Annotated in this window: 19 protein-coding genes, 2 pseudogenes and 1 riboswitch; of the genes and pseudogenes, 14 read left to right on the top strand and 7 right to left on the bottom strand. The window is 48.1% G+C overall.

The window, feature by feature from the left end:
* Window positions 1-43 precede the first annotated feature (43 nt).
* Together rho and ACES2C_RS12130 are read left to right on the top strand one after the other, a co-directional pair.
* The gene (rho, locus tag ACES2C_RS12135) at window positions 44-1735 is read left to right on the top strand and encodes a transcription termination factor Rho (RefSeq protein ID WP_374163372.1); all 1692 of its coding nucleotides are present in this window, start codon (window positions 44-46) and stop codon (window positions 1733-1735) included.
* Between the two features lie 73 nt (window positions 1736-1808).
* Complete coding sequence (locus ACES2C_RS12130) at window positions 1809-2510, top strand: phosphatidylcholine/phosphatidylserine synthase (RefSeq protein WP_374163371.1); 702 nt, start codon at window positions 1809-1811, stop codon at window positions 2508-2510.
* Window positions 2511-2758: 248 nt separating this feature from the next.
* Here the strand turns inward: ACES2C_RS12130 and folK are convergent, their stop codons facing one another.
* Window positions 2759-3625, bottom strand: a complete 867-nt coding sequence (gene folK, locus ACES2C_RS12125) for a 2-amino-4-hydroxy-6-hydroxymethyldihydropteridine diphosphokinase (RefSeq protein ID WP_374163370.1) — start codon at window positions 3623-3625, stop codon at window positions 2759-2761.
* Between the two features lie 79 nt (window positions 3626-3704).
* Here folK and sppA point away from each other — a divergent pair, with 79 nt between their 5' ends.
* Window positions 3705-5471 (top strand): signal peptide peptidase SppA, encoded by a 1767-nt coding sequence (gene sppA / locus ACES2C_RS12120; protein WP_374163369.1) that lies wholly within the window; start codon window positions 3705-3707, stop codon window positions 5469-5471.
* 100 nt (window positions 5472-5571) lie between these two features.
* Here the strand turns inward: sppA and ACES2C_RS12115 are convergent, their stop codons facing one another.
* Window positions 5572-6666, bottom strand: a complete 1095-nt coding sequence (locus ACES2C_RS12115) for an AI-2E family transporter (protein ID WP_374163368.1) — start codon at window positions 6664-6666, stop codon at window positions 5572-5574.
* A gap of 175 nt (window positions 6667-6841) precedes the next feature.
* On the opposite strand from ACES2C_RS12115, the gene ACES2C_RS12110 reads away from it, so the two are divergent.
* The 3 genes from ACES2C_RS12110 to ACES2C_RS12100 all read left to right on the top strand — a co-directional run bounded on the left by ACES2C_RS12110 (window position 6842) and on the right by ACES2C_RS12100 (window position 10194).
* Window positions 6842-8515 (top strand): PHP domain-containing protein, encoded by a 1674-nt coding sequence (locus ACES2C_RS12110; RefSeq protein ID WP_374163367.1) that lies wholly within the window; start codon window positions 6842-6844, stop codon window positions 8513-8515.
* A 2-nt stretch (window positions 8516-8517) separates the two neighbouring features.
* On the top strand, window positions 8518-9480 hold the full coding sequence (locus tag ACES2C_RS12105; RefSeq protein ID WP_374163366.1) for a glycosyltransferase family 9 protein: 963 nt from the start codon (window positions 8518-8520) through the stop codon (window positions 9478-9480).
* Window positions 9481-9675: 195 nt separating this feature from the next.
* On the top strand, window positions 9676-10194 hold the full coding sequence (locus tag ACES2C_RS12100; protein WP_374163365.1) for a histidine phosphatase family protein: 519 nt from the start codon (window positions 9676-9678) through the stop codon (window positions 10192-10194).
* Here ACES2C_RS12100 and dprA read toward each other — a convergent pair.
* The 5 genes and pseudogenes from dprA to ACES2C_RS12075 all read right to left on the bottom strand — a co-directional run bounded on the left by dprA (window position 10191) and on the right by ACES2C_RS12075 (window position 13644).
* The gene (gene dprA, locus ACES2C_RS12095) at window positions 10191-11288 is read right to left on the bottom strand and encodes a DNA-processing protein DprA (protein ID WP_374163364.1); all 1098 of its coding nucleotides are present in this window, start codon (window positions 11286-11288) and stop codon (window positions 10191-10193) included. The two genes, ACES2C_RS12100 and dprA, sit on opposite strands and share 4 nt — an antisense overlap.
* 10 nt (window positions 11289-11298) lie before the next feature.
* Window positions 11299-11969, bottom strand: a pseudogene (gene rsmG / locus ACES2C_RS12090) (16S rRNA (guanine(527)-N(7))-methyltransferase RsmG).
* 3 nt (window positions 11970-11972) lie between these two features.
* Window positions 11973-12533: pseudogene (locus tag ACES2C_RS12085) on the bottom strand (RNA polymerase sigma factor); the annotation flags it as partial.
* A complete protein-coding gene (locus ACES2C_RS12080; RefSeq protein ID WP_374163363.1) occupies window positions 12524-12940 on the bottom strand; it encodes a hypothetical protein in 417 nt (138 codons plus the stop codon). The gene ACES2C_RS12080 and the pseudogene ACES2C_RS12085, both read right to left, overlap by 10 nt.
* Complete coding sequence (locus tag ACES2C_RS12075; RefSeq protein WP_374163362.1) at window positions 12937-13644, bottom strand: glycosyltransferase; 708 nt, start codon at window positions 13642-13644, stop codon at window positions 12937-12939. Before ACES2C_RS12075 ends, ACES2C_RS12080 begins: the two co-directional genes overlap by 4 nt.
* Before the next feature lie 163 nt (window positions 13645-13807).
* Here ACES2C_RS12075 and tgt point away from each other — a divergent pair, with 163 nt between their 5' ends.
* The 8 genes from tgt (at window position 13808) to ACES2C_RS12035 (ending at window position 25378) form a co-directional block, all read left to right on the top strand.
* A complete protein-coding gene (gene tgt / locus ACES2C_RS12070) occupies window positions 13808-14938 on the top strand; it encodes a tRNA guanosine(34) transglycosylase Tgt (RefSeq protein ID WP_374163361.1) in 1131 nt (376 codons plus the stop codon).
* A 4-nt stretch (window positions 14939-14942) separates the two neighbouring features.
* On the top strand, window positions 14943-16034 hold the full coding sequence (locus ACES2C_RS12065; RefSeq protein WP_374163360.1) for an LptF/LptG family permease: 1092 nt from the start codon (window positions 14943-14945) through the stop codon (window positions 16032-16034).
* 4 nt (window positions 16035-16038) lie between these two features.
* Window positions 16039-16950, top strand: a complete 912-nt coding sequence (locus tag ACES2C_RS12060; RefSeq protein WP_374163359.1) for a DMT family transporter — start codon at window positions 16039-16041, stop codon at window positions 16948-16950.
* Window positions 16951-17638: 688 nt separating this feature from the next.
* A complete protein-coding gene (locus ACES2C_RS12055; RefSeq protein WP_374163358.1) occupies window positions 17639-20497 on the top strand; it encodes a TolB family protein in 2859 nt (952 codons plus the stop codon).
* A 2-nt stretch (window positions 20498-20499) separates the two neighbouring features.
* Window positions 20500-20778 (top strand): hypothetical protein, encoded by a 279-nt coding sequence (locus ACES2C_RS12050; RefSeq protein WP_374163357.1) that lies wholly within the window; start codon window positions 20500-20502, stop codon window positions 20776-20778.
* A gap of 17 nt (window positions 20779-20795) precedes the next feature.
* Window positions 20796-20986, top strand: a riboswitch (cobalamin riboswitch).
* Between the two features lie 84 nt (window positions 20987-21070).
* Window positions 21071-23125: a TonB-dependent receptor plug domain-containing protein gene (locus tag ACES2C_RS12045; RefSeq protein ID WP_374163356.1), complete on the top strand. Its 2055-nt coding sequence runs from the start codon at window positions 21071-21073 to the stop codon at window positions 23123-23125.
* A 12-nt stretch (window positions 23126-23137) separates the two neighbouring features.
* A complete protein-coding gene (locus ACES2C_RS12040; protein ID WP_374163355.1) occupies window positions 23138-24277 on the top strand; it encodes a YncE family protein in 1140 nt (379 codons plus the stop codon).
* A gap of 15 nt (window positions 24278-24292) precedes the next feature.
* The gene (locus ACES2C_RS12035) at window positions 24293-25378 is read left to right on the top strand and encodes a YncE family protein (RefSeq protein ID WP_374163354.1); all 1086 of its coding nucleotides are present in this window, start codon (window positions 24293-24295) and stop codon (window positions 25376-25378) included.
* Window positions 25379-25382 lie beyond the last annotated feature (4 nt).

Below are 25382 nucleotides of genomic sequence, written 5' to 3'. Positions count from 1 at the left end.
TAGACTCTTATAAAACAAATCCTACATAATACTTCAAAACTGAATGGAAATTGAATTGAACGACAAGCTTGTGTCGGAACTTCGTGAAATTGCCAAATCCTTTGGAATAGAGGGAGCTGACGCTTTACGGAAGGCAGAGCTTATAAATAGAATAAAAGAGCAGCAGGCTATGATTGAAGCCGCGCGGCAAGAAACGCCTGCCGCTGAGTCTGAAGCGGAACCGGTACAGGAAGAGAAACCCCGCAAGAGAACAAGAGCGGTAAAGACAAAAGCCGAAAAAGAACCAGAAGCAGCTGTTAGCGAAACTGCTACCTTATTTGACTCCGCACCGGTAACGGAGGCGGCGGAACCTGAAGAAAATGGTCAGACCACCGCTGAGGAAACTGCAGCAGCGGAAAAATCAGAAACAGAAGGGCGTCCGAGAAGGAAAATCAAACTACGGAGCGAAAATCCTGACGCAGCGCCCCTTAGTCCTGAGCTGCTAAAGGCTCCGGAAGAAAGACCTCAGCCCGAAGTCGAGGAAGAAAGACCGGTAGTTGTGAGCCGCCCCCAGGAATACAGGAGCTACGACAGTCGCCCTCAGGACTCAGGCCTGCAAAACGGGACGGCTGTAGTTGATTTCGACAACGTGATCGTTAACGAAGGCGTGCTTGAAATCATGCCTGACGGATACGGCTTTCTCCGTTCTTCTGACTATAATTATCTGACTTCACCTGATGATATCTATGTATCGCAGTCACAGATTAAACTTTTTGGGTTAAAGACCGGCGACACTGTAAGAGGAAGCATCAGGCCTCCAAAAGAAGGAGAAAAATACTTTCCGCTGGTACGCGTAGAAGCGATTAACGGCCGCGTTCCTGCTGAAGTGCGCGACAGGGTTCCGTTTGACTACCTCACTCCGCTCTTCCCGACCGAAAAGCTGAACCTGTTCATGGACATGGGACATAATTCAACGCGTATTATCGACCTGTTCACCCCGATCGGAAAAGGGCAGCGCGGATTGATCGTTGCTCAGCCAAAAACGGGTAAGACCATGCTCCTTAAGGATGTTGCAAATGCCATTGCCAAGAATCATCCTGAGGTGTATCTGATCATCTTACTGATCGATGAACGTCCGGAAGAAGTAACGGATATGGCCCGCAGCGTACGCGCCGAAGTTGTATCATCAACATTCGACGAACCTGCTGAGCGTCACGTAAAAATTGCTAATATCGTACTGGAAAAGGCGAAAAGAATGGTTGAATGCGGACACGATGTCGTGATCCTTCTCGACTCGATCACCCGCCTTGCCCGTGCTTACAATACAGTAGCTCCGGCTTCCGGAAAGATCCTTTCGGGTGGTGTTGACGCCAATGCTCTTCATAAGCCTAAGCGGTTCTTCGGTGCAGCCCGTAATATTGAGGATGGAGGATCTCTCACGATCCTGGCGACTGCCCTGATTGATACCGGCAGTAAGATGGATGAAGTGATCTTCGAAGAATTTAAAGGAACTGGTAATATGGAACTCCAGCTCGACCGTAAGCTTTCTAACAAGCGCATCTTCCCTGCTATTGATCTTACAGCTTCGAGCACGAGAAGGGATGACCTTCTTCATGACCGCGAAACCCTACAGCGGATCTGGATCCTTCGTAACCACCTGGCTGATATGAATTCCCAGGAATCTATGGAATTCCTTCTCGGTCAGATGAGAGGAACCAAGACGAACGAAGAGTTCCTCGTTTCAATGAATAGTTAAGACAAAGTACAGGCGCATGGGGAAAAGTGTCGCACACTTTCTTACCTTTGCGCCTGTACTTTGTGCTTTATAAATGAGGAAACATATACCAAACGCCATTACCTGTCTTAATTTGCTGAGCGGATGCGTAGGAGTAACCTTTGCATTCAACAACAATCTCATTTACGCAGGTTATGCTATTATCGTTGCTGCACTTTTTGATTTTGCAGACGGACTTATAGCCAGGGGACTTGGTGTCTATTCCATTCTGGGAAAAGAGCTTGATTCGCTCGCCGATGTGATCAGCTTTGGTTTCCTGCCATCCGCCATTGTATACCACTTATTTCTTACCGCTCCACAGCTCGGCGAGCTAAGCATCTATCTGAACTATTCCGCTTTTCTTATCACAGCATTCTCGGCTTTACGTCTGGCTAAATTTAACATTGATGTAAGGCAGTCGGATCATTTCATTGGCCTGCCCACTCCTGCAAACGCCCTGCTTGTGGCATCGCTGCCGCAAATAATTGCTCAGTCAGGAAGCTTCTGGTCCAGTTATATCCTTAACCCGTACTTTTTGTTCATCTTCAGTCTGGGGACCGGCTTTTTGCTCGTAATGGAGGTGCCGCTGCTTTCGCTGAAATTCAAAACCTTCGATATCCGGGAGAATACGTTTCGCTATATCCTACTGATATGCGCAGCTGTTCTGATCCTTCTTTTCAAGTTTGCTGCTGTTCCAATCATCATCTTTTTATATATCGCTCTGTCGGTTATCCAATTCTCTTTGCAGGACCGGTAAGACGGCAAGGCGCAATAAAAGCTGAATCCAATGAAAATGTCTCTGACAGGAGGCGGGAGGTTATCTGTCGCTCTGCCGGTCACTCAGATCTCTTTGCAGGAGCGATAAGAGAGTCAAGTACGATAAGCCTGAGGCATGGACAGACTTTAACAAAAAACACTCATGAGCTACGCTCTCAAACGGGGGATGAAAGTTGATTGAGTGTTCTTCTTGGCCTTTGGAAAACGATTAGACTTTCGGGAAAAAGCCTATATCTGCTTCTGAAGGTCTTTCTTGATGTTCTCCAAACTCACGTAGATATCATCTAACGTGTCCTTCAGGTCATCAAACAAGTCTGCAATTTCCTCGGGTTTGTCCAGTGATCTTGCTTTCCGCTCTATTTCAATCATCTGGTCTCTGGCGGCATCCACACCAATAAAAGCAAGCGTAGGCTTTATTTTGTGCGCGACATCTCCTGCTGTTTTCCAGTCCTTTTCGTAAATCGCTGTCGCCAGCTGGTTAAAATATACGGGGGTTTGCTCTATAAAAATATCTATCATGTCAATGATAAACTCTTTATTCCCTTCTGCAATGTCATTGAGATATGAAAGATTGACCTCAAAAGTTTTATGAATACCCTGTGCCATAGTTGTACTTCTGAACGGTTTTACGAACAAGCCGTCAGAAAGTTGGGATAATAAAAATTTTATTTTCGTGGCGAGAACAGGATGTTCTAATTCGGGTGCGATTTCGGCGAGAGGAGCCATAACGAAACGCCTCTCATGCATTAAGGGATGCGGAATAACAAGATCCCTGTTGTTCACGATCAGGTCATCGAATAACAGGATATCAATATCAAGCGTGCGGGCTCCCCATTTCTCCAAACGTTCGCGGCCGAGCCTTTTTTCGATTGAAAGGATCGATGTTAAAACTTCTTCGGCGGAAAGGGCAGTCCTGATCAAAACAACCTGATTCAGGAATTCAGGAAGGTCTTCCCTTCCCCAGGACGCTGTCTGATATATGGCAGAAGATCTCACCACCTCCCCTACCTCCTTTTCGATCAGAACAAGAGCCTGATGTAAGAAGATCGCTCTGTTTCCCTGATTACTACCGAGCGATAAATAAACCTCATGCATAAACCTAATTCAGGTTGTAACGTTTCAAAGATATTGATATCTATTGTATACTTGCATACATTATCAGATTTAGCTTTCAATGAAAGGTTTTTTTAGAATCGTCTTCGCCTCTATGATCGGATTCGTCCTGTCGGCCTTCGTACTTGTGATACTCGCTGTTATCACCATTACTGCAATTTTGTCTTCATCCGAAAGCGAAACCGTTGATATCTCCCCGAATACAGTTATCCACGTTACGCTCAATACCCCGATTGTTGAAAGGTCTTCTAAAAGTCCCTTTGATCAACTTGACCTTGCGGGGCTGCAGACCTCAAAAAACCTAGGACTGAACGATATTCTTGCTGCAATAAAAAGAGCAAAAGCGGACGAAAATATTAAAGGAATTTATCTGGATGTATCGGGTATAAGCGCAGGAATGGCAACGATTGAAGAGATCCGAAATGCGCTTATCGAATTCAAAAAATCTAAAAAATTCATTCTTGCTTATAGCGAAGTTTATACGCAGAACGCATATTACCTCGCCTCTGTTGCCGACAAAATCTACATTAATCCTGAGGGATTGCTCGAATTTACAGGATTCAGCTCACAGATCACCTTCTTCAAGGGGACCCTTGAAAAGCTGGAGATCGAACCGCAGGTGATCAAAGTGGGTACGTACAAGAGCGCAGTAGAGCCGTACATACTCGACAAAATGAGCGATGCGAACCGTGAGCAGGTGACTTCGTTCATGGGCTCCATGTACGATCATTTCCTGTCCCGGATATCGGCTTCCAGGCGTATCGGTAAAGACTCTTTGTTTGCTATCGCAAACGGAATGAAGGTTCGTAATGCTGCCGATGCGGTGCGCACCGGACTAGCCGACGGACTAAAGTATAAAGACGAGGTGATTGATGAATTAAAGAAACTTTCGGGAAAAGGCAAGGACGACGATGTTAATTCGGTATCCCTTACCAGCTACATTAAAAACAATGAACCGGAGGAAGGAGATTACAATAACCGGGTAGCGATCGTTTACGCAACGGGGACCATCACCGGCGGTGAAGGCGATAACGAGAGCATCGGCTCAGAGCGCATATCAAGAACGATCAGAAGCTTGCGGACAGATAAAAAAGTGAAAGCAGTTGTGCTGAGGGTTAATTCCCCGGGTGGAAGCGCTTTAGCGTCGGATGTGATCTGGCGGGAAGTGATGCTTACCAGGAAAGTCAAACCAGTTATTGTTTCAATGGGAGACGTTGCAGCATCGGGAGGATACTATATTGCCTGCGCTGCTGACTCTATTTTTGCAGAACCCAATACTATCACTGGGTCAATCGGCGTCTTTGGCATTATCCCCAACCTGCAGAAGTTCTTCAACAACAAGCTCGGGATTACGTTTGATGGAGTAAAAACGGCAGAACACGCCGATTTGGGAACCCTGACCCGCCCTCTTACGGATGCAGAGCGCCTGATCATCCAAAGCGAAATAAACAGGATTTACGGCACATTTACCCGGAGGGTAGCTGATGGCAGGAAGAAGACGCAGGAGTACGTAAACTCCATTGGTCAGGGCCGTGTATGGAGCGGCACAGAAGCATTGAAGAATGGCCTGGTAGACCGGCTTGGGAACATCGGCGACGCGATACGATCAGCGGCAAGAAAGGCCAAAATCAAAGACTATAAGGTCGTATCCTATCCATCTCAGAAAGAACCGCTTGAGTCATTCCTCGGTTCGAGCGAAGACAAACTAAAAGAGCATTACGCCAAACTGAAGTTCGGCGAGCATTACCAGTATTACAAACAACTGCAGGATGCCCTTCGCTTTACAGGTATTCAGGCGCGTTTGCCTTACGATTTCACTATTAAATAAGGGAGCGACGGCATCTGATTAGAAAGATCGTTGCCGAATGGTGCGGACCAACGTACAGACAGCTTTTTAAAAGAGGATATAAGGAAAGCCATTGGCTGACTCATCCTCTTTTAAAAAGCTTTTTCATTTTCTCTGAAAAGCTGTTCTTCTTGCCAGGTTTCGAGTCGCTTCCTATGAGATAAGCGTAGGGCTTCATCGACTCAACATTATCAAAGACAATCTTGGTCATTCCGAGCAAAGGGATGGCGAGGATCATACCCGCAACTCCCCAGAGCGTTTCGCCCAGAACGAGTACGATGATAGTGAAAAGAGGATTAATGTTGACCTCTGCGCCGACCACCAGAGGCTCCAGGATGTACGACTGCACGAATTGAACCACAAAGTAAGTTGCGACTACGCCGAGCACCAGGCCACTCCCCTCACCCTGTGAAACGGCCATCAGCACCGCTATTCCGGTTCCTGTTAAATTTCCTACGAAGGGGATGATCTCGAGGATACCGCACAGGATAGCAAAGAACACAGCGCTTTTGAGGCCGGCGACCGAGAACCCGATCCCGTAGAGCACCCAGAGCATTACGATCATCATCGACAGGCCGGATAAATACTGATAAGACACTTTTGCCGACTGACTGATGGCCTTCTCGGCCTTCGCGAGCTCTTCGTCTGGCACCAGCATGAGGATAAACCTTTTTAACCGGTGCCTGAAGTACACAAAAAGATAGGTATAGACGATCACGAGAACGAAGTTTACGAGAAAGCCCATGAAGCCGGAAACCATTCCCGAGACCTGTCCGCTGCCTGCGCCTTGCTGCTGTTGCTCTATTACTTCTTTTTGCTTCTCCTTGCTTATTCCTATTGCTGTGCTCAGGAAATTCTGAACCCGTTCGAGCAGTTTAGTCACCTGCTGCTGCATTTCAGAGACGTTCTGGGCGAGATCCGAGACCTGCCAGATCAGTAAGGCGAAGATTCCACCCGCAACAAGCAGCAGTGCTAAAAGGCATAGTACAGGTGCGAGCCCTTTGTGAACGCCCTTGTTTTCCAGCCTTCTGCTAAGCGGCAAAATCAGGGTGGCCAAAATGCCTCCAAAAGAAAGGGGAATCAGGAATTCACGCGCGAAATAGAGCCCCGCGAAAACGAGGAACAACAGCAGCAGAACCTGGATTGGCTTTAATATGGATATCTTGTCTTTCAACATTCCTGCTAACAAAGCAGAAAGACAAAAGGTTTGGCGAGCCAGACGGTGGCTCTTTTTTGAAGGTGTATTTGTTCTTTAAAAGTCGAAAAGATAATGCAAGCTGCTTTCATCCCCCTTTGGGCATCCAGCTCCTGAATGTTTTATTTCAGTCGGGATATCCGTATGTTTGACAGATATGAACAATAAAACCATTGCCAGAAGTCTGAGGTTGCTCAGCCAGCTGATGGAGCTGCACCAGGAAAACGCGTTCAAGGTGAAGTCTATGGCAACGGCCGCGTATACAATTGACAAACTTCCTTTTCAGGCCTCTGCCAAAGAGCTTTCAGAACTGGAATCAATCAGAGGGGTCGGAAAAAGCACGGCAGCCAGGGTATGGGAGTTACTCCAAACCGGGCACCTGCAGGAACTTGAGAGCCTTCTTGAACAAACGCCTCCGGGAATAGTAGAAATCATGTCGGTTAAAGGGTTGGGGCCTAAGAAAGTGCTCGTCATATGGAAGGAGCTGGAGATTGAAAATCTGGGAGAGTTGCTGTATGCCTGCAATGAGAATCGCCTGATTGAGGCAAAAGGCTTTGGTTTAAAAACCCAGGAAGAAATCAAGAAAGCGATCGAATTTAAGATGGCGAGTCAGGGAAGGTTCCTCTATGCTCATATTGAAGAAAAAGCAGAGGCTCTGATCAGTCAGCTGCGTCAAATCTTTCCCTCTGCTCAGGTTTCAGCAGTGGGAGCGTACAGGAGACGATGTGAAATAGTGGACCTGCTCGAGATCCTGGTCGGCGACGCACCTGACGCTAAGACACGACCGGCACTAAACGAACTTGAAGGCATGACAATGCTTGGAAGCACGGAGGATTCACTTTCCTTTGAAGCTGAAAACGGTCTCAGATCCATGATCTACTTCTGCAGACCTGAAAACTTCGTGCAGCAACTTTTAGTCCGCACCGGAACGGAGGATCACGTTCGCCTGGTATCCCGGCGCATGCCGGAGAGCGTACTGCCCGTAACATCAGAAACAGACTGGTACAACCGGGCAGGACTTCCTTTCATAGAGCCGGAGTTAAGAGAAGGATTATTTGAGCTCAAGCTGGCCGACGAGCAAAGACTACCCGCTCTGCTCCGCTTTGAAGATCTGAAGGGAAGCCTCCATAACCACAGCACCTGGAGCGATGGAATGAATACAATAGAAGAGATGGCTCTTTTTTGCCGTGATCAGCTGGGCCTGCAGTACCTCGGTATCACTGACCACTCAAAGACTGCCTACTATGCCCGAGGGCTGAATGAGGAGCGAATTCTGAGTCAGCATCAGGAGATTGAAGTCCTCAACAAAAGACTAGCTCCATTCAAGATCTTTAAGGGCATTGAGTCTGACATACTCTTCGACGGGTCTCTCGACTATAGTGAATCAGTGCTCGCGTCTTTTGATTTCATTGTAGCCTCCATTCACTCTGTGTTCAGAATGACGGAAGAGAAAGCAACAAGCCGCATAATAGCAGCAATTGAGAACCCTTACACCACGATCCTCGGTCACCCTTCAGGCCGGATGCTCCTGACGCGGAACGGCTACCCGCTCGACTACACGAAGATTATTGATGCCTGTGCAGCGAACGGAGTGGTGATCGAAATAAACTCGAATCCCCTCAGGCTGGATCTCGACTGGCACCACCACCAGTATGCCCTGGAGAAAGGCGTAATGCTGTCAGTAAATCCTGATGCTCACAGCGTAAATGGTCTTTCAGACATGAGGTACGGCGTCTTGGCTGCCCGCAAAGGAGGAGTACCAGCAGACAAATGCCTCAACACGTTCAGTGCCGATGCGCTGAGTACATTTTTTCAATTAAAAAAGAAGTAACCTTGAAGATACTTATTATCCGCCTGAGTTCGATTGGAGACATCGTTCTTACCACTCCTGTTATTCGCTGTGTGAAAGAGCAGGCGGCAGATGCTGAGCTTCATTTTTTAACGAAGTCGTCATTTGCAGGGGTATTGAAGAACAATCCTTATATCGACAAGCTGCACCTGCACGATGGAGATCTGAGCAAGACAGTCAGCATGCTGGAGGAGGAGAACTTTGACTATGTCATAGACCTTCACCACAACCTCCGAAGTTTGAAACTAAAGCTCAGGCTGGCTGTAAAATCGTCATCCTTCAATAAGCTCAACATACAAAAATGGCTGCTTGTCAACTTCAAGATCAACACGCTGCCCGACTTGCACATCGTAGACCGTTATTTAAAAACGGCGGAAAAACTCGGCGTGCGCAATGACGGCAAGGGGCTCGACTACTTTCTTGAAAAGGAATACGACTTAAGCCAAATGCTGCCGCCTTCGCACCAAAACTATGTGGGTTTTGTCATTGGCGGGGCACATGCCACGAAGCGGCTCCCGCAGGAAAAGATTGTTGAAGCCTGCCAACTGATCAGAAAGCCCGTAGTCCTGCTGGGCGGCAAAGAGGATAAGCAAGGTGGTGAGCAAATAGCAGATCAGGCGGGCGATCACGTCTTCAATGCGTGTGGTTCCTTTAACCTCGATGAATCTGCCTATCTGGTAAAAATGGCGGAAAAAATCATTACGCATGATACCGGCCTGATGCACATAGCAGCGGCCTTTAACAAGCCAATCATTTCGGTGTGGGGAAATACCGTTCCTGAATTCGGCATGTACCCCTATAAGGTCGACTGGCATCGCTGCATGGAGGTGAAAGGTCTGGGCTGCAGGCCATGTTCTAAAATTGGCTACCCCAAGTGCCCGCTTAAACACTTCCGCTGTATGAACGAAATTAATACCGAAAGGATAGCGGAGCTGGCAAACTCTTGACAGGTGCACATGCTGCTTTATGGTTAATCTCACTTATTATCAAAAGGACACAGGTTCGGCTGATCAAGATCAATGCAGAAGCAGAGCACAGTTCAGTTAAGAATAAATCATTCACAATATCAGCAGGATGTTTTTTCTGACTCCTGTTTTTCTTATTATTGCACAGCCCGGTTTTCCGGGCTATTTTTTTATGCAATGAAAAGACTACTTCTCGTACGTCATGCAAAGTCGGACTGGGAAAACCGGGAATTGAAAGACTTTGACCGCCCTCTTAACAAGAGGGGGAACAAAAATGCGCCGGAAATGGCACGACGCCTGTTAAAGAAAGACCTGATCCCCCAGCTTCTGGTCAGCAGTCCCGCGCTGAGAGCACTAACCACAGCAGAATATTTTGCAGAAGAAATGGGGATTGATAAATCCTCAATCGTCAAAAGACCCGAAATTTACGAAGCGTCCTCTTCGACATTATTGAGCGTCATTAACTCGCTTGACAACCGGTATGGCTTCGTCGCCTTATTCGGTCACAATCCCGGCCTTACAAACCTTGCTGTGAACCTTTGCAACTGCGATGTGTACAATATTCCCACCTGCGGGGTAATGCTTATTAATTTTCCTTTTGACGATTGGCAAATGATCAGCTATTGGACCGGAGATCAGAAGCTTTATGATTTCCCGAAGAACGTGGAGGCGGAGCGTTACGAGGAGAACGACTAGCCCACCGTCTTATATCTTTTCCCGGGCAGAGCTGTAAGCACCCCGGCCATTTCAAGGGAAAGAAGGTGCATGGCCAGCTTGCCAGGCGAAATCTGCGTCAGGCTGAATATCTCGTCGATTGACAATGCGTCCTGGTTCTTCAGCACCGCAACGATCTTCTCTTCCTCGGGCGCGAGGTTGAGACTGAGCTCCAGCTGCGGCTTCAGCTTTCCGGCGTCCTTTGTTTCCCATCCCATCAGATAGGCTATATCCTTTGCCTCTGTGATCAGATTTGCCCGGTTGGTCTTAACAAGATGGTTACAGCCGGATGAGAACTGATCATTTACACGTCCGGGAAAGGCAAAAACGTCGCGGTCGTAAGAATTAGCAAGCTCGGCGGTGATAAGGGCGCCTCCATTTTTTGCTGCCTCGACAATGATGGTGGCATCAGCGAGACCTGCTACGATGCGGTTCCGCTTAGGGAAATTCTCCCGGTCGGGCTTGGTTCCTGAGGGAAATTCGGTCAGAATTCCCCCGCAGGCAAGCATCTTCTCTGCAAGGCTGCGGTGTTGAGCGGGGTAGATCCGGTCTAAGCCGTGCCCCACTACCCCTACTGTAGGGATCTGATGTTTTAGGCAGGCCTTGTGCGCGATGCCATCAATACCGTAAGCCAGGCCGCTTATTACCAGTACGTCATAGCTGGCCAGGTCATCAATGAGCTTCTCAGTGAGCTCGCGCCCGTAAGCAGTGGCACTTCTGGTTCCCACCACACTGATCACCCTGGAGCCGTTCAGCTCTGCATTCCCTTTATAGTAAAGCAGAATGGGCGCGTCGTAGCAGTTCCTTAGCCTCCATGGATATTCTTCCGAGGTGTAGAAAAGCGTTTTAATTTTAAACTTTTCGACAAAGGCCAGCTCCTTCTCTGCCTGCGCCAGACAATCCTTCGACCGAATGCTCTCGGCTGTTTTGGGTCCAACTCCCGGAATAGCGGTTAGTTCGGCAAAAGAAGATTTAAAAATAGACTCTGCATCCCCTACATTCTCCAACAGGGTCCTTGCCGTTACAGCGCCAACACCGGGGACTAGAGTTAGCGCGATCTCATATAAGGAAGGCATAAAGGTTTATTTATTGTGCCGGGAAATATACGACAAACTTTGTGTCAAAAAAATCTTCTGAGAAATAGTTCGTCAGGGGATAAAGCCTGACATCCTTCAGATGCGCTTCATCAATCTCCTCCTGCAATTCGCCCCCCTTTAAGTAAAGGACACCGTTGGGCAGTACGTTATTCGATTTTTTTCAAACTTTCCTTTCACCCAGGGATAAAAATCGCCCAGCCTTGTGACCGCTCTGGAAACCACAAAGTGAAATCGTTCATTGATCTGCTCCGCTCTGGAATGGCTGGCCTTTATATTTTTTATACCGGCACCTGTAGCCACCTCATTCACCACCTTGATCTTCTTGCCAATGGAGTCAACAAGGTGAAAGCTCGTTTCCGGGAATAATATGGCAAGAGGAATCCCCGGGAATCCTCCTCCTGTACCTACATCAAGCACTTTTTCTCCGGGCAGAAAAGGCATCACTCTGGCAATGCCCAGCGAGTGAAGGACGTGCCGTAAGTAAAGGCTCTCTATGTCCTTTCGGGATACTACGTTAATTTTTGAGTTCCAATCCTTGTATAGTTCTTCCAGCTTGTCGAACTGCTCTTTCTGAGTGCTGCTCAACTGTGGAAAATAATGCGAAATAATATCAGAAGTCACTGGGGGAATTTTTTTCCTTCGGGTTAATACATTGGCCATCAGATCTCTTGCCCTGAAGAGCTGCGCCTTGACAGTTCCAAGCGGCAGATCGAGCTGCTCGGCAATCTCCTCATACGACAGTTCTTCGAAGTAGCGGAGGGTGATCAAGGTCTTATAACGAAGCGGAAGCTTGTCGACAATGAGCTTGATCGCTTCTTTTTGCTGCTTTTTGATGGACGTTTCTTCGGGGTTCAGCACATCGGCCTTGATCTCAAGCTGGCGCTCCTCTCCTTCCTCGTCAGTGAGAGAATGAATGGAAACCATATTGATCCTCTTCTTGCGGATAAAGTCAATACAGTTGTTCGTCGCGATACGGAACAGCCAGGTGCTGAATGCAAAATCAGGCTTATATTTCTCTATATTTTCAAAGGCCTTCCCAAAGGTTTCTATGGTGAGATCCATCGCATCATCCTTATTATTTACCATCTTCAGCGACATAAAATAGATTGAATCCTTATATCGCTGCATCAGGTCAGCATACGCTTTCTGATCGCCATCTTTAGCCCGCCTTACCAGGTTAAGATCGTTTACTGCATTGGCCGAAAAACTGGGATTTACTTCCATTTAGCTTTTTTATTAAATAAGGAAACTATGCTTAACACGATTATAAAGAAATTATAAGACAAATCCAATGCCGGAAACCACCATATCAGATCGCGAACTGCGAGTTTTCTCATAGCGGGATAATAAACAATGAGCTGCAAAAGAAGCCGTAAAAGATAAACGGACAGCAATACCCACCATTGAGCGTGCATAATAAGCAGTGCAATCAGGGTGAGGTAGAAAACTGCTGCACTGGCTCCCTGCAGGGTGAGAACAAATTTATCTCCGCTCTTATATGCTTTTCCAGCTCCCATATGCCTCACTTTCTGCTTCCAGTATGCTCCCAGAGTCTGTTTCGGCTCAGACCACACTTGAGCATCCTGATGAATTTCGATAGCAGTATTATCGGCGTGAGAGGTTTCGTTCACAAACAAGTCGTCGTCTCCTGAGGGAATGTGAATATGGGATGCGAAACCCTTATTCCTGAAAAAAGTGACCGTGTGTAGGCGAGATTGCGCCCGACACCCATGTACGGCCGTCCCGCCAGGGAGAACGATAAATAGTTCAAGCCGGTAAAGAAGGTCTCAAAACGAATGAGAGCGTTCAAAATTCCGCCTTTTCTTGCATAGGGCGAATAGCCAAGTACGATTTCTCTTCCTCCCTGAAACTTACGCTGTATGAGATCAACCCAGTGCTGAGAAGCGGGACGGCAGTCGGCGTCGGTAAAAAGCAGATACTCATGGCTGGCGGCTTTAATGCCGAGGGTAACAGCAAACTTTTTCCCGTGCTTAAAGCGGGCATGCTCACTAATGTTGACAATCTTCAAATGCGGGTACTGTGCAGCATAACGCTGCAATACGAGGTGGGAATCGTCGGAAGAGCAATCGTTGACTACCACAACCTCAAAGTTCTTGTAATCCTGTTCGAGGACCAGAGGGAGGTTCTCTTCAAGGTTTTTCTGCTCATTCCGGGCACAGATGATCACCGACACAGGAAGCTGGTCGGCAGACTCCTGCCACTCCTCCTCCTGATAAGACCTCAGCCTGGTGTGCTTCAAAAGGATGAAATACAATTGAACAATAAAGGCACTCTGAAATAATATAAAGACTGCGTAAAATAAATATTCGATCAAAGCGTGTTGAGATTTAGCTGAGCAAAGGTAAGCATTAAGCCGGGATTTAGGCAGAAAGCCGCGAGCGAAGCAAAACAATCAGAGGTGTGTACTGCGCAGGGCCAAAAGCGACTGTGCTTTTGGCATATATCTGCTATCATTTAACTACCTTTGCCCGATTAAAATGAAGTTTAGACTAGAAGCAACAGATAGGCTCTCAAAGGCGAGAGCCGGTGAGATAACAACAGATCACGGGGTCATTAAAACTCCCATTTTCATGCCTGTGGGCACAGCGGGTTCGGTGAAGGCCGTTCACCAGCGGGAGCTCAAAGAAGATATTAAAGCGCAGATCATCCTGGGAAACACCTATCATTTATACCTTCGTCCGGGTCTCAATACTCTGGAACAGGCAGGAGGGCTGCATAGATTCAATGGCTGGGACCGGCCCATCCTCACAGACAGTGGCGGATATCAGGTCTATTCACTTACAGAAGTCAGAAAGATCAAAGAGGAAGGAGTAACGTTCCGCTCCCATATTGACGGGTCGAAGCACCTGTTCACTCCGGAAGGCGTCATGGACATTCAGCGCACTATAGGAGCTGATATCATGATGGCTTTTGATGAATGTACGCCTTACCCCTGCGAGTATAGTTATGCCCGTAAATCTATGGAAATGACCCATAGATGGCTAAAACGCTGCTGCGATAGATTCGACTCTACAGAACCGAAGTACGGTTACTCTCAGACTTTATTCCCCATCGTGCAGGGATCAGTATATAAAGATCTTCGTACAAAATCGGCTGAAGTGATCGCCTCATTTGGCAGAGAAGGCAATGCGATTGGAGGCCTCTCGGTAGGGGAACCGGCTGAAGAGATGTATGCAATGACGGAACTTGTCTGCGGGATCCTCCCCGGCGACCGTCCCCGCTACCTTATGGGGGTGGGAACACCTGCCAATATCCTCGAGAACATCGCCCTCGGAGTGGATATGTTCGACTGCGTGATGCCTACCAGGAACGCACGGAACGGAATGCTCTTCACACGCAACGGGATCATCAATATCCGGAACGAAAAATGGAAGAACGATTTTTCAGCCATCGATCCGGAGAGCGATCTCTTCGTGGACCAGCAATACACCAAAGCATATCTGCGGCACCTTGTTAACGCGAAGGAAATTTTAGGGGCGCAGATTGCCAGCATTCATAATCTTCACTTTTATCTCTGGCTGGTAACAGAAGCACGCGAAAAGATCATGACAGGTGAATTTTACGAATGGAAAAACAAAATGACAAAACAGCTCTCTCAACGTTTATAAAGAAATGCTGAACAGGTATATTAAAATAATAGACTGGTACATTATCAAAAAGTATCTGGGTACTTTTCTTTTTACCTGTGCTATTTTTACTGTCGTAATCGTCATTTTCGACGTCTCGGAAAAGCTGGACGACTTTCTTAAACATGAGGCACCGTTCTCTAAGATCGTCACGGAGTACTATGCCGGTTTCATTCCTTTCTACCTTAACTTCCTTTCGCCGCTTATCAATTTCATCGCGGTCATCTTTTTTACAGCAAAGATGGCCGACCAAACTGAGATTGTACCGATCCTTAGCGGAGGAGTGAGCTTCAGGCGCTTCTTATGGCCTTATTTCGTCTCCTCCTTTCTCATATTCGCAGTTACGCTGGTTGCCAACCTCTTTATCATCCCTTACACCAATAAGCTCATGATTGGCTTTGAGAACGTGTATGTGAACCCCAAGTCGGACAACTCGAAGACCGAGACGCACATGCAAATTGATAAGAATACGTATGTTTATATAAAAAGCTTTGACAATATCCAGAAGGTGGGCTATACGTTCATCATGGAAAAGTTCGACGGCGATCAGCTGGTTCAGAAACTGATGGCGGACCGCATCGCCTGGGACTCTGTAAAAAGGAAATGGAGTATTGAAAACTACACGGTGAGAGATGTGAACGGATTGAAAGAGAAGATGACAAACGGGCTGAAAAAGGACACCACTCTGGACATGCGACCTGTTGATTTCGAAGTGTACGACAATATTTACTCCGCAATGAGCACCCGGGAGCTAAACAGCCGGATAGAGAAGGAAAAGACCAGAGGGACCGGTGTGATGCAGCTGCTGGAGCTGGAAAAGTACAAGCGTTATGTGTATCCTTTGTCGGCTTTTGTCCTGACGTTGATGGGGGTCTCTTTGTCCTCCCGAAAGGTACGCGGAGGAGTCGGACTGCCCCTGGGTATCGGGATCTTTCTGAGCTTTACATACATCGTTTCTATTCAGTTTTCGACGATGTTCTCACTCAAAGGAGGACTCCCTCCTATTATTGCCGTATTCATCCCTAATATACTCTTCGGCGCTCTTGGAGTATACTTACTTATAAAAGCGCCCAAATAATTACATGTCACAATCAAGTTCTTTAAATCGCAATCTGCTGGTATTGCATGCTACCGTTATGATATGGGGCTTTACCGGCATTCTCGGAAATCTTATTTCCCTGCCTTCTATCTACCTCGTCTGGTATCGTGTACTGATCGCGTTCATCACTCTTTTTATCTATTTCAAGGCCACCAGAAGCACGATCAGTGTGAACAGACAATCCTTAATAAAGTTGATATTAACAGGGGCTATAGTGGGGGCGCACTGGATATTTTTCTTCCAGTCGATCAAATCAGCGACCGTGTCTGTCGCCCTTGTGTGCCTCTCCTCCGTGACTCTTTTTACGGCCATTCTGGAGCCTCTGATCAGCCGGAAAAAGGTCTCAAAACTGGAGATATTTACCGGCCTTATGATTATCTCAGGGATCTTCCTGATCTTCAAATTTGAGACACGTTACAGCCTTGGAATTACCTTCGGACTGGTGAGTGCTTTCTGCGCAAGCCTGTTCTCAATCATCAATTCAAGACAGGTTAAAAAGCATGCTGCGCCTGTAATCAGCTTCTACGAAATGCTTGGTGCCTGGGTGTGGATATCGCTCTATCTTGCCCTTACATCAGGCTTTAATTCCTCCCTGAAACTGCCGCTTTCAGACTTCATTTATCTCCTCATTTTAGGCACGGTCTGCACCTCTCTTGCCTACGTAGCCGGGGTCTCCGTCATGAAAGAATTATCGGCTTTCCGGGTTGCTTTAGTGACCAATCTGGAGCCGGTATACGGCATCATTTTAGCGTTCCTTTTCTTCGGAAAAAGGGAGCATATGACCCTCGGTTTTTATGCCGGCACCGTGGTGATCCTTTCATCCATTTTTCTCTATCCCTATATCAGGAACAAGGTCGAAAAAAGAAAACTAAGCAAGCACATCCTATCGGGGTAGGGGAGGAGCATCTTACACGAAGCCGTCCGTAAAAAGACGGCTTTTTTTATATCCTTACCTCCCGAACTCTCACCTTCATATTTAAAGACAGGCACCTCCTCTGACAGTTGCCGGTCCCGAACCGGAAAAGCGAGGCAGCCAAAACCCGTCCCCGTTATGCCGGTAAAAAAGGCAACTGCCCGCGCGTACTGCGACTTTATGTCAGCTCTCTTTAACCGAAAAACAGGCACCTACTTCGGCTGCAGATCGGCCTCATTAGAAACAGTGAATAGCCGACTTTCCTCAGTATACCGGCCAGCACGTTATGCTGTTCGGAGATGGTCAGTTTGGGACGGTAACGCGCCAGGCAACTTCAGGAGTTTCGCAGGTTGCCTTCACCGCATCATCCTTCAATTCTTCAGTTCTCCCCACGAAAGCACGATGACAATCGACGCAAAAAAGACTAAAAAGACGTCGGAGCAACAACGGCAGAAAGAACCAGCCTGAGCACGGTTACAAAAATCAGGAAAGGCCGTCAGATGTCGTTAAAAAGTCGTAATTTACATCAACAGAAATCGTAACAACTAATATAGTATCGCCACATATATTATTCTTAATCAGAAAAAAGTCTAAAAAAAAGCAAGTTTTACTTCAGTTAAAAAATTGACAACCACAGACATTAAGCTAATATATTTAGCAAACATAAAAAATGCACTATAAAAATCGAATCAAGACTCTAATTTCCAGCACAGTAATCATACTGACATTAATTATAAGTTCATACACTACTTTTGCACAGGTATACGACTCGGAGCAGAACCCTCCCTCCCTTCGCTGGCATCAGATCAACACACCCAATTTTCAGATTATCTTTCCCGAGGCCTTTCACAAGGAGGCACAGCGCGTCGCAGCTGTGCTTGAAACTGTGCTCCCGAAAGAATCGGAAACGATTAACAAACGACCGCATAAGATTTCCATCATCCTCCAAAATCAGGGAACTACCTCGAATGGCTTTGTTCAGCTTGGGCCCCGGAGATCTGAATTCTATACCACCCCTCCTCAGAGCTTCGACTACCAGGACTGGCTAAACAGCCTGGCCGTTCATGAGATGAGACATGTGGTGCAGTTTGACAAACTGACAGGCAATTTAAGAGCCCCCTTTTTTGAGAAGCTGGCGCTCGCTGTCTTCGGAGTCACCTTGCCTCCCTGGTTCTATGAAGGAGATGCAGTAGGTACGGAGACAGCGCTCTCAGGTGCAGGACGGGGACGCATCCCAGAGTGGTTCATCACCTTTCGGACAAATACACTAAGTGACCGGAAGTACAGTTATTCGAAAGACTTTTTCAGCTCCTACAGAGACCTCACTCCCGGATACTATCAGCTCGGTTTTTTCATGAATGCGAAGCTTCGGAGGGACTATGGAAAAGGGGTTACCGACAGCATACTCAGCCGCATCGCGCGACTTCCTTTTCGCCCCTATCCTTTCAGCAGCGCGGTGAAAAAAATAACAGGTATGAACACCCGCCGGCTTCATGATTCTACGGTAGCCGAACTTGATAAATTGTGGAGCGACCAGGTGTCCAAAACTGACACCCAGAATTACGTCCCCCTTAACCGGAGAAAGGACAACACGCCGGCGCATTATCTCCTTCCGGTGGCAACATCGGAGGGGCACATCCTGGCACTCAAACAGAGCTACGCGAGGACACCCGCTATAGTCAGAATTGACCCCTCCGGAAAGGAACAGAAGATAGTGAATATCGGTCTGCAGGAGACGGCCTGGTTTAGCTACTCGGCAGGAAAGATCGTGTGGGACGAGTCTCGTTTCGACCCCCGCTTTCATCAGCGATCTTTCAACGTCATCAACATCTTTGATACCCGCACCGGAAGAGCAAGACAACTTACCCATCGGAGCCGCCTGTTTGCGCCGGCACTCTCTCCCGACGGCCAGACGATCCTCGCCGTCGCCGTCACCTATTCCAACGAGATATTCCTCGTGGAACTCGACGCCAGGAACGGAAGAGAATTGAAACGATACGCCAGTCCCGGCAACCGGATGCTTCAGATGCCAGCCTTCTCAGGGGATGGCTCAAAAGCTGTGGTCGTCGCCGTTGAACAAACCGGCAAAAGCCTGTATGAGCTGGACAGGTCAGCGGGTACCTTTAATCAGCTCATGCCGGTCCAGGCACAGGAAATTCTTCGGCCGGTCTACAGCCCTGAAGGGATTCTGTTCAAAGCCCACTTCAATGGCATTGACAATATTTACGCTCTTAAAACTGAAACCGGGGAGATCCGTCAGCTTACCTCTGCAAAATTTGGCGCTTTTAATCCCTCCTACGACACGATCTCCTCGCGACTGATATTCAACTCGTACTCGAAAAAAGGAAACGATATAGCGACTCTAAATGCGTCAAACTTTAAAAACCTTACTTTGCCAGCAATACGGAATACCTTTGTCGACTATGCGCAGCTCCTGGCCGGACAGGAAGGCAAGGGAAACATCTTCGACAGCGTCCGTACTAAAACCTATCCGACGAGCCGGTACCGGGAACTGTCGAACCTGTTTTATTTTCACAGTATTGTACCCATTGCAGAGGACAATGCAAATTTTGACGACTACAACCTGGGGCTGGAGCTGCAGTCAGACAACAAGCTGAACACAATGAGTTCGTACCTGCGCTACCAGTACAACAATGCCTTGCGCAAAAGCGAATACCTGGCCGGCTTTGCCTACAAAAGGTTCTACCCTATCATCAGCATCGACTACAGCAACCAGGCCAGGCTGATCTACCGGAGGCTTGCTTCAAACGGAAAGATCCTGTACAGTCCGGTGACGTGGCGGGAAAATGAGATGGCAGCAAACGTAACGGTTCCCTTCACCCTGAACCGCTTCAACAACAATTACAGCTTCGGCCTGAAAGCCGGAACGAGCTACACAAGCAGATACGATGTACAGAACGGAATGCCCTCCCTGATCAGGACACTCGACTTCCCCATGCATTACCAATTTTATGCCTCCAGGAATAACCGCAGGGCCTCAAGAGACCTTGCACCCCGCTGGGGCCAGAACATCATCCTCTCCTACTGGAACTTCCCCTTCGAGAATCAGGTAAAAGGCGAGCTGTTCACATTCAGAAGCACCTTCTACTTCCCGGGCTTACTGAACAATCATTCATTCCAGGCTTCCTTCAACTACCGGGAGGGAAATGGCAATTATGTCAACACGATCAATATCCCCAGGGTGAGCGGCTACAGCTTTCTCAGGCCGACTGGAAACACAAGAAATACGCTGCTGCTCGACTATCGGATGCCACTCTTCTATCCGGACCTGGAAGTGGGCCCCCTGGCATACATCAAGCGCTTCAAAGGGGGACTATTCACAGATTTTGAGGACATTGGCAAGGGAAACTCCTTCTCTCCAAGATCCTTTGGCGCAGAATTAAGGGCCGACATGAACCTCATGCGTTTCTACCTGCCTAACTTCGACCTGGGAGGCCGCATCATATTTTTGAACGAAAAGCCGCGCAAAAATCCGATCTTCGAGTTTATGGGAACCTACAACTTCTAGTCATGAGCGGAAAAACAATCTTTATCATCGTCGTCACAGTGCTCGTTACCGTCATCCTGATGAACAATACCGAAGAGATCGACTTCTGGATCTTCGGGATCACGCGGATTCCCAAGCTCGCCGTTCTTGGAACCATGCTGATCGTCGGTTTTATACTGGGCTTCCTGGCAGGCAGGCCGAGACGAAAGACACTCCCATACACCGAGCCGGCAGACGAAACAGCCGAACTGGAGGAATACCGGTCAAAGCTTAGCGACGAAGATCGCGACTACATCAGTTAATTCTGCAATTTTATACTACCTTTGCCCCTGCTTTTGGTTCCGGGTATAACAACCTGGATTAAAAGGGAATCCGGTGAGAGTCCGGAACTGTCCCGCAGCTGTAAGCTCCATAACCTGACGCCAATCTCATGTCACTGCTGATCAAACAGCGGGAAGACCGGCGAAAGGGGAGCGAGTCAGAAGACCTGCCAGAGCACGATAATTCAAAGCTTTCGGGGATTGAAGCTTGAATGAAAATACCTGCGTATTTCCATTTTATATTTTCTTCCATCCCCTATGTTCAAAGAAATCCATGCAGGCAGCAAGAGCGTATATTCAAAAACAGGGACCAGTCAGTCGCAGCATCGCGGCAGCTTTCTCCATTTTTGCTCTGTCCCTCTTTTTTTACGCCAGCGCCTCTGCCCAGAGCAGAGAAAGCAAACTGCCTCTTCCTGACACCCTTTCCGAGGTGCAGATCAAGGGCATCCGGGGCTCAAGCCGCAGCTCCTCCCCTACCCCGCTGCAAACACTCAGCGGACGACAGCTCGAAAAAATGAACAGCCTCTCCGTCGCTGACGCCCTCAGGTACTTCTCCGGAGTACAGGTGAAGGACTATGGAGGTATCGGAGGCTTAAAGACCATCAATGTGAGAAGTCTTGGCGGCCATCACACTTCCGTCTTTTACGACGGCATACAGGTGGGCAACGCCCAGAACGGAGAAGTGGACCTCGGCCGGTTCTCGCTCGACAACATGGAAGAGCTGGACCTCTACAATGCCCAGAACAGCTCCATTTACCAGTCTGCCCGAGCCTTTGCCGCTTCCAGCAGCCTTTTCCTTCAGTCGGCCCGGCCGTCGTTTAAAGACGGACAGAAAGACAAGCTGAGACTCACATTCAGAACCGGCTCATTCGGCCTGGCTAATCCTTCCCTGCAGTGGCAGCATCAGATCAGCAAGAGAATAAGCAGCAGCCTTAGCTCGGAATGGGTGAAGGCAAATGGCAGATACAAGTTCAGATACACGAACTCAGTCTACGATACGACGGCTACCAGGCAGAATGGAGACACAGAAGCCCTGCGCCTGGAAGGAACCCTCTACGGCACCCTGTCCGACAGCAGCAAATGGACCTTTAAAGTTTTTCATTACCAAAACGAGCGGGGACTCCCCCGCGCCATCGTGAGTAACAACTTCGAGTCAGGCGACAGGCAGTGGGACCGCAGCCTTTTCATCCAATCAAACTGGCAAAGCCGCCAGGGCGAAAAGTACCAATGGATGCTGAATGCCAAATATGCAAACGACTACCTGCGCTACATGCAGCCGCAGTTCGATAATATCGAAGGAAAACTCGACAACCGCTACCGTCAGCAGGAGTATTACCTGTCGGCTGCCGGACTTTATCGTCTGGCACCCTTTTGGGATGTTTCAGCGGCAGCAGATATTCTGGTGAACAGCATGAGTTCAAATATAGATCGCTTTGCCTACCCTACGCGGTACAGCAAGCTCTTGTCTCTTGCATCGGAACTTCACACGGGGGCCTTCAGACTTCAGGGCACATTGCTCGCCTCACTGATCGCAGAAAAGACGAAGCAGTACAGCGCTGCAGAAAGCCGAACGGAGTTCAGCCCAACGGTAACAGCATCCTGGCTGCCCTTCCATGACAACGTCCTTCTTCTGCGGGCCTTTTATAAGAACACTTTCCGTATGCCTACTTTTACCGATCTCTATTATACCCAGGTGGGAAGTACTGCATTGAGACCTGAATTTGCAAAGCAGTACGATGCCGGCTTCACGCTGCAAAAATCTTTCAGCTCCGACTTTTTGCAGTATGTATCAGTCAGGAGCGACGCCTACATCAACCGCATCACCGACAAGATCGTGGCCACGCCTGATAATAACATCGCCCGTTGGAAGATGACCAATTTCGGGAAGGTCGAGATAAAAGGAGTCGAGGCAAGTGTTACTACAATAGCTAAAGCGGGCCGCACCATTCTGAACACCGTTTTAAACTACACATTTCAGGACGCAACAGATGTCACCCGCGCAAGCGACTTCAATTACGGTCATCAGATCCCTTATACGCCCCGTCATTCCGCTTCGGCCATCATTGGTCTTCAGCTGAATAACTCCTGGATCAATTACAGCTACATCTATACAGGTGAGAGGTATAGCCAGAAAGCAAACATCGCTGAGAATTACATGGAGCCCTGGTATACACACGACCTGTCTGTTTCAACACGTTTGCAGAGGAAGCATACGGATTTCAAAATTACGGCAGAGTTAAATAACGTTTTCAATCAGTACCGCGACGTAGTGTTGAACTTCCCGATGCCAGGACGCTCATACAGATTAAATCTGACAGTAAATTATTAGAGGAAGATGAGAATGAACAGAGCAAACATAAAACAAGCCGCTGCCGCCCTTCTGTTCCTTGGAGCGCTGATAACGGGCTGCAGGAAAGATCCCAAAGTGACGCCCGAAGAGGCCAACCAGGTGACCGACCAGGACCTGGCTTCCAAAAAAAGCTTTTATCTCCTGAACGAAGGAAACATGAACATGAATAAGGCCTCGCTCGATTTCTTTGATACAAGCACCGGCGACTACCGGCGTAATATCTATGAGCAGGCCAATCCGGGCGTTGTCCGTGGACTGGGTGATGTGGGCAACGACATACAGATCTACGGCAGCAAACTGTACATTGTGGTGAATAACTCAAATAAGGTGGAAGTGCTCGACGCCCGTACGGTGAAAAAGCTTGGACAGATCGATATCGTCAATTGCCGCTACATCACCTTTTTTGAAGGCAAGGCGTATGTCAGCTCCTATCAGAGCAGGACAACCTCTGATGCCTCTGCCAATGGATATGTGGCCCGCATTGACACGTCTACCTTTTCCATTGAACAAAAAGTGAGCGTTGGTCGCCAGCCGGAACAAATGGCCGTGTCGAACGGCAAACTTTATGTGGCCAATTCAGGAGGCTATGATCCGGGCAATTACGAGAAGACCGTTTCCGTCATTGATCTCAGATCGTTCATGGAGATCAAACGGATCGAGGTGGGCCTCAATCCTGAGCGTGTGCAAGCTGACCGCTATGGCGATCTTTATGTCACTTCCCGTGGTGACTCCTATGATGTCCCTTCGCGACTGATCGTTGTGAGCTCAGAAACCGACCAGGTTAAAAAGACATTTGAGATTGCAGCAATAAACCTCTCTATTGACGGAGACCGGGCTTATGTTATCGGCGACCAGTACAGCTATATCACGCAGCAACATACCTATTCATACGCCCAGCTGAACGTAAAAGACGAGACGATCGTTGCCAGCAGCTTTATATCAGACGGGACGGACCGGTCGATAGAAAAGCCCTACGGTCTGGCGATCGACCCTTCGAACAAAGATATTTATCTGAGCGACGCGAAAGACTTCCTCACGCCGGGAACGCTGTACTGTTTCGATAAGAACGGCCATAAAAAATGGTCGGTCACAACAGGCGACATCCCCGCTCATTTTGCATTTGTAAATTAAACATATCAATATATTATGAAACAAAGATTACTACCCGCACTATTTATCCTTGCATTGGCCATCCTTCAGGGATGTAAGAAAGACAACGACGAACCTGCTAAAGAACAAGAGCTCGACAGAATCTACGTGCTTAACCAGGGAGGAATGGAGCAAAACAACAGCGGGATCACACTCTACAATTTGAAGACAGGCGAAACAACAGCCGACTTTTATAAAAGCGTTAATGGGCGCGGTCTGGGAGAGACAGCTAACGATCTGAAACTATATGGCAGTAAACTCTACTGTGTTGTTAGCGGCATACTTGGCCAGAAGAGCTCCTTTGTAGAGGTGATGAATGCAGCGACAGGAAAATCCATAAAACGTATCTCCTTCAACAGCGACACCGAAGGCTATCTTCCGAGATTTATTACCTTTTACAAGGATAAGGCCTATGTATCGGCCTTCGACGGAAAGGTAAGGAGAATAGATACCGCCAGCCTTGCCATCGACAAAGAGGTACAGACCGGAGGAGCTATGGAAGGCATACTGGTTGCCAACAACAAGCTTTATGTTGCCAACTCCGTTCACTTCCAACACCCTACGAACGTTCAGAACTCACTATCAGTGATTGACCTCAGCAGCTTCACCAAAATAAAGGATATCGCTGTAGGAAACAACCCGCAGCAGCTCGCCCTTCTAAAATCAGGAGATCTTTTAGTGACCGCTGCTGGAAATTTTGTGGACATTCTTCCGTCCTCTCAGGTCGTTAGTACAAGTACCGACGCTGTTAGCTCGACTATCGACCAAAGCATTAACTATCTGGCCGTTGCAGGAGATAAAGGCTATGCGATTTCCGCACCATATGGAAAAACGCCTTCCTATAGCGTGCTCGATGTGGCGAGCGGAAAGGTCGGAGCAGCGTTTATAACTGCCCCTGCTATTACTACCCCCTATGGCATCGCGGCCAACCCTGTAACGGGTGACGCGCTCATTATGGACGCAATGGACTATGCATCGACCGGGAAAGCTTTGTACTTCACAACAGATGGCAAACTGTCCTTTAGCTTTGCAACCGGAGCTAACCCATCAACTGCAGTTTTCATCTACACTGATAAGAAATAAAAAC

This window comes from Arcticibacter sp. MXS-1, assembly GCF_041902385.1.
GTDB lineage: Bacteria > Bacteroidota > Bacteroidia > Sphingobacteriales > Sphingobacteriaceae > Arcticibacter.
Note: the sequence above shows the minus strand (reverse complement) of the source record. Positions and strands in the feature narration are given on the sequence as shown.

Coding starts and splice junctions, on each gene's coding strand:
- dprA (WP_374163364.1), bottom strand. CDS start 11,288: ATGCCTTCCTTATATGAGATCGCGCTAACTCTAGTCCCCGGTGTTGGC.
- ACES2C_RS12130 (WP_374163371.1), top strand. CDS start 1,809: ATGAGGAAACATATACCAAACGCCATTACCTGTCTTAATTTGCTGAGC.
- ACES2C_RS12045 (WP_374163356.1), top strand. CDS start 21,071: ATGCAGGCAGCAAGAGCGTATATTCAAAAACAGGGACCAGTCAGTCGC.
- ACES2C_RS12055 (WP_374163358.1), top strand. CDS start 17,639: ATGCACTATAAAAATCGAATCAAGACTCTAATTTCCAGCACAGTAATC.
- ACES2C_RS12050 (WP_374163357.1), top strand. CDS start 20,500: ATGAGCGGAAAAACAATCTTTATCATCGTCGTCACAGTGCTCGTTACC.
- ACES2C_RS12035 (WP_374163354.1), top strand. CDS start 24,293: ATGAAACAAAGATTACTACCCGCACTATTTATCCTTGCATTGGCCATC.
- ACES2C_RS12060 (WP_374163359.1), top strand. CDS start 16,039: ATGTCACAATCAAGTTCTTTAAATCGCAATCTGCTGGTATTGCATGCT.
- ACES2C_RS12110 (WP_374163367.1), top strand. CDS start 6,842: ATGAACAATAAAACCATTGCCAGAAGTCTGAGGTTGCTCAGCCAGCTG.
- ACES2C_RS12115 (WP_374163368.1), bottom strand. CDS start 6,666: ATGTTGAAAGACAAGATATCCATATTAAAGCCAATCCAGGTTCTGCTG.
- folK (WP_374163370.1), bottom strand. CDS start 3,625: ATGCATGAGGTTTATTTATCGCTCGGTAGTAATCAGGGAAACAGAGCG.
- tgt (WP_374163361.1), top strand. CDS start 13,808: ATGAAGTTTAGACTAGAAGCAACAGATAGGCTCTCAAAGGCGAGAGCC.
- ACES2C_RS12100 (WP_374163365.1), top strand. CDS start 9,676: ATGAAAAGACTACTTCTCGTACGTCATGCAAAGTCGGACTGGGAAAAC.
- rho (WP_374163372.1), top strand. CDS start 44: ATGGAAATTGAATTGAACGACAAGCTTGTGTCGGAACTTCGTGAAATT.
- sppA (WP_374163369.1), top strand. CDS start 3,705: ATGAAAGGTTTTTTTAGAATCGTCTTCGCCTCTATGATCGGATTCGTC.
- ACES2C_RS12065 (WP_374163360.1), top strand. CDS start 14,943: ATGCTGAACAGGTATATTAAAATAATAGACTGGTACATTATCAAAAAG.
- ACES2C_RS12040 (WP_374163355.1), top strand. CDS start 23,138: ATGAACAGAGCAAACATAAAACAAGCCGCTGCCGCCCTTCTGTTCCTT.